11 protein-coding genes are annotated in these 12,097 nt (G+C 71.3%); 2 read left to right on the forward strand and 9 right to left on the reverse strand.

The genetic code is table 11. From position 1 onward, the window contains the following. Positions 1-835 (reverse strand): SDR family oxidoreductase (locus DV20_RS20960; RefSeq protein WP_043782816.1); only part of this gene is annotated, 835 nt, incomplete at its 3' end. Positions 836-1,007: 172 nt separating this feature from the next. Continuing rightward, the gene (locus DV20_RS20965; RefSeq protein ID WP_043782818.1) at positions 1,008-2,147 is read right to left on the reverse strand and encodes a mechanosensitive ion channel family protein; all 1,140 of its coding nucleotides are present in this window, start codon (positions 2,145-2,147) and stop codon (positions 1,008-1,010) included. A 333-nt stretch (positions 2,148-2,480) separates the two neighbouring features. Between DV20_RS20965 and DV20_RS20970 the strand changes: the two genes are divergently transcribed. Further along, positions 2,481-2,990 (forward strand): hypothetical protein, encoded by a 510-nt coding sequence (locus DV20_RS20970; RefSeq protein WP_043782819.1) that lies wholly within the window; start codon positions 2,481-2,483, stop codon positions 2,988-2,990. 84 nt (positions 2,991-3,074) lie between these two features. Here DV20_RS20970 and DV20_RS43145 read toward each other — a convergent pair whose 3' ends face one another. From DV20_RS43145 to DV20_RS20990, 4 genes are all read right to left on the reverse strand, one after another. Next, positions 3,075-4,100: a ribonuclease H family protein gene (locus tag DV20_RS43145; protein ID WP_160169746.1), complete on the reverse strand. Its 1,026-nt coding sequence runs from the start codon at positions 4,098-4,100 to the stop codon at positions 3,075-3,077. A 76-nt stretch (positions 4,101-4,176) separates the two neighbouring features. After that, complete coding sequence (locus DV20_RS20980) at positions 4,177-6,459, reverse strand: heavy metal translocating P-type ATPase (RefSeq protein ID WP_043782821.1); 2,283 nt, start codon at positions 6,457-6,459, stop codon at positions 4,177-4,179. 18 nt (positions 6,460-6,477) lie between these two features. Next, the gene (locus DV20_RS20985) at positions 6,478-7,401 is read right to left on the reverse strand and encodes a hypothetical protein (RefSeq protein WP_043782824.1); all 924 of its coding nucleotides are present in this window, start codon (positions 7,399-7,401) and stop codon (positions 6,478-6,480) included. A gap of 28 nt (positions 7,402-7,429) precedes the next feature. After that, on the reverse strand, positions 7,430-7,636 hold the full coding sequence (locus DV20_RS20990; RefSeq protein WP_043782826.1) for a heavy-metal-associated domain-containing protein: 207 nt from the start codon (positions 7,634-7,636) through the stop codon (positions 7,430-7,432). Positions 7,637-7,937: 301 nt separating this feature from the next. Here DV20_RS20990 and DV20_RS20995 point away from each other — a divergent pair, with 301 nt between their 5' ends. Next, positions 7,938-8,270: a hypothetical protein gene (locus DV20_RS20995; RefSeq protein ID WP_051736075.1), complete on the forward strand. Its 333-nt coding sequence runs from the start codon at positions 7,938-7,940 to the stop codon at positions 8,268-8,270. An 85-nt stretch (positions 8,271-8,355) separates the two neighbouring features. On the opposite strand, the gene DV20_RS21000 is transcribed toward DV20_RS20995, so the two are convergent. From DV20_RS21000 to DV20_RS21010, 3 genes are all read right to left on the reverse strand, one after another. Then, a complete protein-coding gene (locus DV20_RS21000; RefSeq protein ID WP_063607822.1) occupies positions 8,356-9,867 on the reverse strand; it encodes an MFS transporter in 1,512 nt (503 codons plus the stop codon). Positions 9,868-9,940: 73 nt separating this feature from the next. Further along, complete coding sequence (locus DV20_RS21005; RefSeq protein ID WP_043782828.1) at positions 9,941-10,792, reverse strand: SAM-dependent methyltransferase; 852 nt, start codon at positions 10,790-10,792, stop codon at positions 9,941-9,943. Between the two features lie 95 nt (positions 10,793-10,887). Next, the gene (locus tag DV20_RS21010) at positions 10,888-12,096 is read right to left on the reverse strand and encodes a cytochrome P450 (protein WP_051736076.1); all 1,209 of its coding nucleotides are present in this window, start codon (positions 12,094-12,096) and stop codon (positions 10,888-10,890) included. Position 12,097: the final 1 nt, after the last annotated feature.

The raw sequence follows: 12,097 nt of genomic DNA on the forward strand, positions 1-12,097 counted from the left end.
GGGAAGCGAAGAACACGAACGCCGGGGCGAGCTCGGCCGGCTGCCCGGCCCGGCCCATCGGGGTCTGCTCGCCGAAGGAGTCCACCTTCTCCTCGGGCATGGTGGCCGGGATCAGCGGTGTCCACACCGGACCGGGCGCGACCGAGTTCACCCGGATCCCCTTCTCGGCCAGGTCCTGCGCGAGTCCCTTGGTGAAGTTCGCGATGCCCGCCTTGGTCGTGGCGTAGTCCAGCAGTTCCGGTGAGGGCTGGAACGCCTGGATCGACGAGGTGTTGATGATCGCCGATCCCCGGGGCATGTGCGGCACGGCCGCCTTGCACAGCCAGAACATCGCGTACAAGTTGGTCTTCAGCACCCGATCGAACTGTTCGGTGGAGATGGCGAGCAGGCCTTCCTCCTGGGCCATCTGGTAGGCGGCGTTGTTCACCAGCACGTCGATGCCCCCGAGCTCGGCCACGGCCGTGTCGATGACGTGCGTGCAATGCTGCTCGTCGCGGATGTCCCCGGGCACCAGCACGACCCGCCGCCCCGCCTCGCGCACCAGCTCCGCCGTGCGCTCGGCGTCGTCCTGCTCCTCCGCCAAGTAGGACAGCACGAGGTCCGCCCCCTCCCGGGCGAACGCGATCGCCACCGCCCGGCCGATCCCGGAGTCACCGCCGGTGATCACCGCGCGGCGCCCTTCCAGCCGTCCGCTGCCGCGGTAGGACTCCTCACCGTGATCCGGCGCCGGGTCCATGGCCTCGCCCGAGCCCGGGTGCGGCTGCTGCTGCCCCTCCTGCTCCTCCGGGCTGGGGTGCTGCTCCGCGGTCTCCTGGCTGTGCTGGTCTTGGGTCATATCTGCCTCCTCAGGGGGACGTACCGTTGGCTTATACCCGGTCGGGCGCGGTCCAAGCCGCGGTCGAGATCTCTTCCCCCGGGCCCCCGCTGGCCGACCAGGTACCCGGCGGCACGCGCTCGCCTTGCCACTGGGCCCCCGAGGAAGGCCGAGGCGAAGGGGTAGACCTCCGTCACGGGCCGTTGAACGTGCGTTCCCGCGTCCTGCCGTCGACGGTGTCGCCGAAGAGGCGGGCATCCTGACCGGGTGGGTGATCTGCGGATTTCGGGGCCGGACTCGCCTGCAGGTGTTCCGTGCGCAGGCGCGGCAACGCGTACGGATGCGCCCGGCGCACCCACTGCACGAGCTGTTCGCGGACCAGGCAGCGCAGGTCGAACAGCGTCGGCGCGTCGGCCGCGCTCACCAGCGCACGCACCCGGATCAGGGTGTTCACCGCGTCGGTCACCTGCAGCACGCTGACCCGGCCGTCCCAGAGGTCGGTGTCACCGAGGATCCGGCGCAGTTCCTCGCGCATCTCCTCCACCGGGACCGACCAGTCCAGATCCAGCTCCACCGTGCCGAGGAGCTGCGCTTCCCGGCGGGTCCAGTTCTCGAACGGTTGGGACATGAAGTACGAGGTGGGCATCACGAGCCGGCGGTCATCCCACAGGTGGATCACCAGATACGTCAGCGTGATGTCCTCGATGCGGCCCCACTCGTTCTCCACGATCACCACGTCGTCGAGCCGGATCGCATCGCTGAACGCGATCTGCATCCCGGCGAACACGTTGCCGAGCAGCGATTGCGCGGCCAGCGCCGCCACCGCGCCCACCACGCCGGCCGAGGCGAGCAGGCTGGTACCCGCTGCTCGCGCCGCCGGGAAGGTCATCAGCATCGCGCCGAACGCGAGCAGCGCAACGCCGGCCACGGTGATCCGGCGGACCAGGGTGACCTGCGTCTGCAACCGGCGGGCGTGCCGATTGTCCGGGACGTCGACCCGCAGCCTCGACACCGCGGCCCGCTCGACCGACGTGAGGACCCCGGCGACGAGCCACCCGCCGACCCCGATCAACGCCAACCCGAGCCCGTGGCTCACCGGCCCCCGCCAGGGTCCGTCAGGGAGGCCGAAGGCGCACGCGCTGCGCACCGCGACGACCCCGGCGAACCACAGGAACGGCCGATGGGCGTGCACCGTCAGCTCGGTCAAGACGGCGGAACGCCGTCCCAGCCGCCGGACCAGCCGCCGGAAGAAGTGCTCGGCGATGAGGAAAACACCGAACGCCGACGCCGCAACGACCACCGCGGACACCAGCCGGCCCCATCCGTCGGACACCCGCCTCCCTCCTTCGCGCGTCCCGTTGCTCATACCCACAGCGGCGACGTCCCGACACGGTGGCCGTCCTCACAGCCGAGGGGCTGCGCCTGACCACGAGCACGCGTTCAGGGTGTCGCCCGAGAGGTTGAACGCGATCGGCCCGGGACCGACGCACGGGTTTCGGTCGTTGGCGCTGCCCGAGCCCCGGAGGTCGCGTTTCGTCGACGAAGGGGCACACCGCATGGGCGGATCCCCGTCGGGACCACGCCGGTGCCCGTGGTTTGGGGCACCGGGTTCGGGGTATTTGCGCAGTCCGCGCTCATTGATCACCCCAGACCATCGAGGACGAGCATGCCCGAGCCGAACACGCCCGAGCCCTTGCCGGCCGAGCTGCGTGCGCTGGCCGCCGACGCCGAAGCGCTCGCGGCGCGGACCGCGGAGGTGGCCGCCCGGCTGCAGACCGCGCCCGACGGCCACCTGCAGCGCCTCGCCCGGCCCATCGCGAAGGCGACCCACGACCTGAGTGACTACACCGCCGAGATCTCCCGGACGGCCGAAGACCTCGCCCGGGTCCGGGTGGCCCGCGACCCCGCCCTGTGCGACGTTCCGTGGGGCGTCTGCCCGGCCCACGGCGTCACGCTGCACTCGAGCGGAGGACGCGCCTGGTGCACCGACCCCGGCTGCGCCGGCGCGTGGGACTACGACCGGCTTCACACACCGTGTGCGGAGCCGGTCGCCGCGGTGGTGACCGACCAAGACGGCGTGACCGCGAGACTGTGCGCGGCCCACGCGCGGGACGCGAGCGACCGGCTGGCCGGCTGCACCGTCTCCCGTCTGGGCCACCACGGCTCCGGCGACTGAACCGGCGTTCCGTCGCCGCCGTCCGGCTGTCCGCCGCGGATCCCGGGCTCTCGCGGGTGGTTCGGCCCGGCTCGAGGCCGCTTCCTACAGCAGGTCGACGACCTCGTCGGTCAGGTACCACCGGCCCCGGACACTCGCCGCCGACACCAGCAGGTACCAGCCCGTCTCGGCGAGATTCGCGACCGGCCCGGGCACCATGACCTCGCCGAGTTCGGAGAAGGTGATCATTCGTGGCCGCACCCGCTCCACGGTGACGTGCTCGCCGAGGCGGCGTTCCTGGACGAGATCGTCCGGGAACTCGGGCAACCACTCCTCGCAGGCTTCCAGAAACGGCTGAATGCCCAGCTCCAGGTCGGCGAAGCGGGCGGCACGCGCCAACTGTTTCCCAGCGCCGTCGCGGTCCACCAGGCCACGGCCGACCAACCACGTCAGCAGCTCATGGACGACCCGCGCATCCACACGCACGCCGGCCGTGGGCAGGGAGTCCTGAGGGATGAAGCCCTTCATCAGCTCAGGCAGCGCTGCCACCGGCTTCCGAGTAGCGTCGCTGCGCCGTAGTACCTCCGCGTCACTGGCCCATGGCCTGAACGACGACGTTCCTTCGCCGCGTTTCCTGATGTAGTGGCGCAGGGCGGCCAGTACGGCGTCGGTCTGTTCGAACGCGTACATGTCGGGCCAGCGCTCGGCGAGGAAATCGTTCAGGGCGTCCTCGACGGTGTCCTTCGTGCCGGAAGCCTGCCTCGTCCGGATCTCGAGTCCCCGTCGTTGGTGCCGGGCGAGGTCGGCGGCCAGGCGGCAGGCGGGCTCGTCCGCACAATCTGTTCTCATCGTTGTCGCCGTGTCGTACCGGTCGAGCAACCGCGTCATTTCCGGTGTCTCCTGCGGCTCCTCGTCGACACACAGTTCGACCTGGACCGGACCTTTCAGCTTGGCCAATCCCTCGGTCACGGCTCGCCACCGCAGGACATCGCCGGTCGTTTCGGACTCCGAACCGGCGAACTCCTTCTGGAGACTTCCATGGGTGAGCACCACCGCCCAGCCGCCGCACTTCGACCGTTCGCTCACGTCACCCACCGCGTGGATGTGCACCCGGCGCTTCGCGCCCGTCACCGCGCTCACGACGTCGAGACTATCCCGGGAGCGGCGCGGCCGGACAGCGCGCGAAGCCGGCAGCCGATCGCCGCGGTCAGGCTGCCTCCGTGTTCGCGCGGCCGGCCGCGTCGATCCCGGCGCGGGACGTGAATCCGCGCAGCCGCAGGCTGTTGCCCACGACGAACACCGAGCTGAAGGCCATCGCCGCGCCCGCGATCATCGGGTTCAGCAGGCCCGCCGCGGCCAGGGGCAGCGCCGCCAGGTTGTAGGCGAACGCCCAGAACAGGTTGCCCTTGATCGTCCGCAGCGTCCGCCGGGACAGCCGGATCGCGTCGGCCACCGCGCGCAGGTCACCGCGGACCAGGGTGAGGTCGCTCGCCTCGATCGCGACGTCCGTGCCGGTGCCCATGGCCAGCCCGAGGTCGGCCTGGGCGAGTGCGGGCGCGTCGTTCACGCCGTCGCCGACCATGGCCACGACCTTGCCCTCGTCCTGCAGCCGCTTGACGACGTCCAGCTTGTCCGCGGGCAGCACCTCGGCGATCACCTCGCCGATCCCCACCTCGTCGGCCACCGCCCGGGCGACGGCCGTGTTGTCCCCGGTCAGGAGCACCGGAGTCAGGCCCAGTTCACGCAACTGGGCGATCGCCTCGGCCGAGGTGGGCTTGACGGTGTCGGCGACCACCAGCACGCCTCGGGCCGCGCCGTCCCAGGCCACCGCGACCGCCGTGTGCCCGCGTTCCTCGGCGGCGGCCTTGGCCTCGGCGAGGTCGCCGGTCAGCGGCTGGCTCCAGTCCTCCAGCAGTGCGGAACGGCCCACCAGAACCGCATGACCGTCGACGACCCCCCGCACCCCGAGCCCCTCCACGTTCGTGAAGTCCTCGACGGCCGGCAGGTCGGCGCGCTCCCGGGCGCCGCGGGCGATCGCCGTCGCGATCGGGTGTTCCGACGCGTCTTCCAGGGCACCGGCCAGCCGCAAAAGCTCGGCTTCGTCGACCCCCTCGGCGGTGTGCACGGCGGTGAGCGTCATCCGCCCGGCGGTGACCGTGCCGGTCTTGTCCAGCACCACCGTGTCGACCCGGCGGGTGGATTCCAGGACTTCCGGGCCCTTGATCAGGATGCCGAGCTGGGCGCCGCGGCCGGTCCCGACGAGCAGCGCCGTCGGCGTGGCCAGGCCGAGCGCGCACGGGCAGGCGATGATCAGCACCGCGACCGCGGCCGTGAACGCCGCCGCGGTTCCGGCGCCGCTGCCGAGCCAGAACCCGAGGGTGGCCACCGCCAGGCCGATCACGATCGGCACGAACACGCCGGACACGCGGTCGGCCAGCCGCTGGACGTCGGCCTTGCCGCTCTGGGCGTCCTCGACCAGCTTGGCCATCTGCGCCAGCTGCGTGCCGGCGCCGATACGGGTGGCGCGCACGACCAGCCGCCCGCCGGCGTTGACCGTCGCGCCGGTCACCGCGTCGCCTTCGCCGACCTCGACGGGCACCGACTCGCCGGTGAGCATCGAGGCGTCCACGGCGGACTTGCCGTCCTCGACCACGCCGTCGGTGGCGATCTTCTCCCCCGGCCGCACGACGAACCGGTCCCCCACCGCCAGTTCCGACGTCGGGATCCGGACCTCGGTGCCCCCGCGCAGCACGGCGACCTCCTTCGCCCCCAGCTCCAGCAGCGCCCGCAGCGCGGCGCCCGCCCGGCGCTTCGAGCGCGCCTCGAAGTACCGGCCGGCCAGGATGAAGGTGGTCACGCCCGCGGCGACCTCGAGGTAGATGTTGCCCGCGCCGTCGGACGGGGCGATCGTCAGCTCGAAGGGGTGGACCATGCCGGGCGTTCCGGCGGTGCCGAACAGCAACGCCCACAGCGACCAGGCGAACGCCGCGAGCACGCCCATCGACACCAGCGTGTCCATGGTGGCCGCGCCGTGGCGCAGGTTCGTCCACGCCGCCCGGTGGAAGGGCCACGCGCCCCAGGTGACGACCGGGGCCGCGAGCGTGAGCGAGATCCACTGCCAGTACGTGAACTGCAGCGCCGGGACCATGGCCAGGAGGATCACCGGGACCGCGAGCAGCGCGCTGGTGATCAGGCGCTGCCGCAACGGCCTGGTGGGATCGTCCTCGGTTTCGGGCTGCTCCGGCCTTTCGGGCTGAGGCAGTGTCGCGCGGTACCCGGCGGCCTCGACCGTCGCCACCAGCGTGGCCGGATCGACGCCCTCGGGCGCGTGCACACGCGCCTTTTCCGTCGCGTAGTTGACCGAAGCGGTGATGCCGTCGAGCTTGTTGAGCTTGCGTTCGACGCGGTTGGCGCAGGACGCGCAGGTCATGCCACCGATCGCGAGTTCGATCTCGGTCACCGGGCCGGGTGCGGCCGTGGTGCTGGTCATGATCGTCTCCGTTCGCGGTCAGTGGCCGTGGCCGTCGGCGGGCTCCGGCACGGGAGCGGGAGCCGGGGCCGGGGTCCCGGCGGTCGTGAGGGTGAACTCGGCGGTCCGGACGACGTCGCCGTGCTTGAAGTCGAGGAACAGCCGGTAGGTGCCGGCGCTGGGGACTTCGGCGGCGAACTTCACCTGTGGTCCGGCGGGCGTCTTGCCGTCGCCGGGTTCGCCGTGGGGGTGGACGTGCAGGTAGGCGAGGTCGCCTTCGCGCAGCGCGACCAGGTGTCCGTACGCGCCGAGGTAGGGCTGCAGGTCGGTGACCGGAACACCGCCGCGGCTCACGCTCAAGGTCAGCGGCGAGGTCTTCCCCGCAGTCAGGTCCCCGGTGAGCTGAACGGTGTAGCCGTCGACCTGGGCCGTGCGGCTGGGCGGGTAGGTCGCCGGCTGGTAGTTTCCCGCGACCGACAGGTCGACGCCGAGGGTCATCGGCTTCGCCCCGGTCGGCGCGAAGTCCGCGAACGCCCGGTACGAGCCCGCGGCGGGCAGCGTCAGCGGGACGCTCCAGGTCCCGTCCGGCGCCAGTTCGGGGTGGACGTGCCGGAAGCCGGCCGTGTCCCGGCGGACGACGATGAGGTGCAGCTTCTTCTCGTGCTCGACGTCGTAGGCGGTGACGGGCTTGCCGTCCGGACCGGTGATGGTGAACGAGAACCGGCCGGGTGCCGGCGCCGGATCGGCGACGGTGAAGGTGTAGCCGTCCTTGCTCGAGGCGAGCCCGCCCGGCAAGGCGTCCATCCCGGCGTGGTCCGGCATGGTGCCTGCGTGGGTCTCGCCGTGGCCGGCGTCGCCGGTCGCGGCCGAGACCGGGCCTGCCGTCTTCCCGGCGGCGAACCCGCCGACGGCGAGCAGGGCGAGTACTCCCCCGAACGCGGCCAGCCGTGTGGTGGTGTTCATGGCAACTTCCCTCGGTCGGGTCGCCGGTTCAGCCGGCGAGGGTGTAACCGGCCTCCTCGACGGCGGCGCGGACCCGCGCTTCGTCGACCGGCTCGGCACTGGTGACGGTGACGGCCCCGGTGGGCAGGTCGACCGCGACGTCGGTGACGCCGTCGATCGCGCCGACCTCCTCGCTGACCGAGGCGACGCAGTGCGCGCAGGTCATGCCGGTGACGGTGTAAGTGTTCTGGCTCATGATGTTCTCCTCCGAGACGGGCGGATCAGGACTTGACGAGGCGCGCGCAATGTCGAGGCTGTATCCGTTCACGGCTCAAGGTACCCCTAGGGGGTACCCGTATCAAGCGATCCGAGTCTCAGCGCGCTCGGCGATCCGCTTGGCGACCAGCCGTGGTGCCGCTCACCAGCGGCTTTCAGGCGTGCGTGAAAGGTCTGGTGAGGCAGTTCCGGCGAACCGTACGCTTCGGACACCAACGACCTTGGGGGTTCCAGTGAAGAAGGCAAAGGCACTCGCGGGCGCGGCCATCGCGGCAGGCGCCATGACACTGATCCCGGCCACCGCCGACGCGGCCCAGACCACGGCGGCGGCGAGCTGCTACGTGACCCAAGGCGACTGGGGCATGTGGTGCGAGAACATCGCGAACATCCCGGCGTACTCGCGAGCCACGTTCGACTCGCAGATCGTCGGCCGGGTCATCTCGTCGTTCAGCTTCTTCAACTGCTGGAGCGCGGGCGCCTACAACGGCCGGAACAGCATCTGGTACTGGGCACAGACCGATGACACCGGCGCCTACGGCTGGATCTCGAGCGTCTACGTCCGCACGCCCGTCGATCCCATGCGGGACAGCGTCAACCAGATGCGCCCCTGCTGACGGAGAAAACGCGTGAGCCCATGCCTGCATCCGATGCCGGATGCAGGCATGGGCCAGGAACGGGCCTTCGTGGATCCCGTCGGCTTCAGCGGTGCCCGGATTCCGATCCCACGCCACTCGGGGTCGTCCTCGTGGCGTGGCCGCGCGACGGGTTCACCGCGGTCTTCGGCAGCGCACGCACGAACGCGAAGACCAGCACCGCGCTCGCCGCGAGGAGGGCCGCGCTGACCGCGAACGCCTGGTGGTACCCGTGCATCGTGGCCGCCGTCGGGTTCGGGGTGGTGGCCAGGTACGTCGCGACCGATGTGGTGTAGATCGTGTTGAGCAGGGCGACGCCGAGGGAGCCGCCGATCTGCTGCGAGGTGTTCACCAGCGCGCTCGCCACACCCGCGTCCGCGAAGTCGATGCCGCTCAGCGCGACGTTGTTCATCGGCGTGTACACCAGGCCCATCCCCACGCTCATCACGACCAGCACCGGCAGGATCAGCCCGAAGTACGACGAGTCCGGCTCCAGCAGGGTCAGGGCCAGCACGGCCACCGCCGACAGCGCCGCGCCCGTCGTCATCAGGGCGCGCGCACCGAAGCGGGGCAGCAGTTTCGCCGTCTGGGTCGCGGTCAGCACCACGCAGACCGGGAACGGCAGGAAGATGATGCCCGCCTGCAGCGCCGTGTACCCCAGCGTCTGCTGGACGTAGTACATCATGAACAGGAACATGCCCATGCTGCCGATGCCGAGCAGGACCGACGTCAGGTAGGCGACCCCGCGGTCGCGGTCGAGCACCACCCGCAGCGGCAGCAGCGGGGTGCGCACGCGCGTCTCGACGACGACGAAGGCGACCAGCAGCACCAAGGCGGCCCCGATCGACCCGAGCGTCCAGCCCGACGCCCAGCCCCGGCCCGCCGCGGTGGTGAACCCGTAGACCAGTGCGATCAGGCCGGCGGTGCCGAGCAGGGCACCGGTGACGTCGTAGTGCGCGCGGCCCTCGATCCGGCTCTCCCGCAGGTTCGGCACCGCGACGGCGAACGCCACCAGGACGACCGGGACGTTGAAGAACAGGCACCAGCGCCAGCTGGCGTACTCGGTGAGCAGGCCCCCGACGAGCGCGCCGGCCGCGGCACCGGCGCCGCTGACCGCGCCGAAGACGCCGAACGCCTTGGCGCGCTCGCCCGCTTCGGTGAAGGTGACCGTGATCAGCGACAGCGCGGCGGGGGCGAGCAGCGCGCCGAACACGCCCTGCAGCCCGCGGCCGGCGAACAACATCCACGCCGTGGTGGCCGCTCCGCTCAGCGCGGAGGCGATGGCGAAACCCGCCAGGCCGATCAGGAACACCCGTTTGCGGCCCGCGTAGTCGGCGATGCGGCCGCCGAGCAGCAGCAGCCCGCCGAAAGTCAGCGTGTACGCGGTGATGCCCCACTGGCGGTCCGCGTCGGAGATGTGCAGTGCCTGCTGCGCGGACGGCAGCGCGATGTTGATCACCGTGGCGTCCAGCACCACCAGCAGCTGGGCGGTCACCACCACGGCCAGCAGCACCCAGCGCCGGGGGTCCGGCGCGGGCGGGGACGGCTCCGTGCCGGCGACGGGGCGCTCCTCGGACATGTGCGTTCCTTTCCGTGTCGGGCGCGGCCCGGCCGGAGGCCGGGATCGGCCTCCGGCCGGGCGCGCCACGGTGCTAGGCCGGCTTGCGCAGGACGACGAGGAGCACGCCCACCGAGGGCGCGCCCTCGCTCATCGCCCGCAGTTCCTCGGGGCTCGGGGCGATCGCCAGTACCTGCTCGATCTCCGGCGGAACCTCGTTGTTCGCGGCGTACTCGCGAAGCGGGCCGTAGAACCGCTCCTCGGTGTACCGGGTGTGCAGGGTGATGTCCGTGACCTCGACGACCTCCAGGCCGGCCGCGGCGGCGAACTCGGCGTAGTCCCCTTCGGTGACCAGCGGCGCGGTGTGCCACGACTCGCCGACCTCGGCCAGCGCTTCCTTCTTCTTCGCGTTGGCCTCGGGGTCCCGGTCGCTGAAGTCGGTGAGCGCGACCGTGGCCCCCGGCCGCACCACCCGGGCGATCTCCTTGAGGGCCCGGATGCGGTCCGGCACGCAGACGATCGACTCGAGCGCGAAGGCGTGGTCGAACGAGCCGTCCTCGAAGGGCAGGTCCATGGCGTCGGCGCGCTGGAACCGCACCCGGTCGGCGACGCCCTCCCGCTCGGCGCGGTCGTTCGAGACCTCCACGTCGCGGGCGCTGATCGAGATGCCGGTCAGGTCGGCGCCGGTCCGGGTCGCCGTCCGCACACCCGGACGGCCCTGGCCGCACCCGACGTCGAGCACGCGGTCGCCCGGCTTGGCCCCCAGCTTGTCGGCCAGGATGTCGGTGAGCCGGTCCGCCGCCTGCTCGAACGTGCTGTCGTCGTCCGGCCCGGTCCAGTAGCCGTAGTGCGTGCTGCCGCCGAGGAACCGGGTCATCAGGTCGTTGGTCGCGTCGTAGAACGTGCCGACTTCTTCGGGCTTGGGCAGCGAAACGTCAGTGGTCATGGGTTCTCCTAGACAGGGATTGCGCGATTTCGGGAAACGGCCGCGGGTTCTCTTCTCCGGGTTTCTTGGGCTTCGGCACTCCTCCCTCGGGTCGTTCAGGCGGAGACGGCGAGCGGCACGGTGTGGGCGTTGAACATCTGCGCGGTGCGGATGAACCGGGGCGGGTCGTCGGGCACGGTGGCGAGTTCGGGGAAGCGGTCGAGGAGGACGTCGAGCGCGACGCGCCCTTCCAACCGGCCCAGCCCGGCCCCGATGCAGAAGTGGATGCCCCGCGAGAACGTCAGGTGGGGGTTGGGGTTGCGTTCCGGCCGGAACTCGGACGGCGCCTCGAACACGCGGGGGTCGCGGTTGGCCGGGGCCAGCCACACCATCACCAGCTGGTCGGGCGGGATCGTGACGCCGCCCAGCTCCGTCTCGGCCACGGTCACCCGGGAGGTCACCGAGAACGGCGGCAGGTAGCGCAGCGACTCCTCGATCACGCCGGGCAGCCGGGAGCGGTCCTGCCGGGTGCGCCGGAACTCCTCGGGGTGCGCGTCGAGGCAGAGGACCGTGTTGCTCAGCATCATCGTCGTGTTGAGGTGCCCGGCGAGCAGCAGCGTGTCGACGAGGCCCGCCACTTCCTTGTCGCTCAGGCGCTCCCCTTCGACCTCGGCCTGCACGAGCCTGCTCAGCAGGTCCTCCCGCGGCTGCCGCCGCCGGTCGTCGATGAACTGCTGCAGGTACTCGGCGAACTCCCGGTGCCGCTTGATGACCGTCTTGGTGAGCTCTTCCTGGCCCTCGAAGCGGCCCACCAGCTGCACGTCGTCCGAAGCGGCCGGCATCAGCGACTCGGCCTGCTTGCGGAACAGGTCGCGGTCTTCGGCGGGGATGCCGAGCAGCTCGCAGATCACGATGACCGGCAGCGGGTAGGCCAGCGCGCTGACCAGTTCCAGCCGGCCCGAGGTCCCCGCCTCGTCGAGCAGTTCGTGGGTCAGCGCCGCGATCTTCGGCTCGAGGTCGGCGACGACCTTGGCCGTGAACGCGTGGCTGACCAGCTTCCGCAGCCGGGTGTGCGCCGGCGGGTCCATGTACAGCAGCTCGTCGTAGGCCTCTTCGGGGTTGTCGACCCCGATCTCGGGCGCCATCAGCCGCTGCAGGTTCGAGGAGAACACCTGCGGCTTGCTGAGCAGGCGCACGATCTCCGGGTGGCCGTAGACGTGCCACATCCGGGTTTCCGGGTCGTAGTCGACGGCCTTGGCGGGCTCGATGCCGCGCAGCCAGAACTGGCGCTCGTCGACGCCCCACTCGTCGAACTTGGGGATCATG

The organism is Amycolatopsis rifamycinica (assembly GCF_000695625.1).
Taxonomy (GTDB): Bacteria; Actinomycetota; Actinomycetes; order Mycobacteriales; family Pseudonocardiaceae; genus Amycolatopsis; species Amycolatopsis rifamycinica.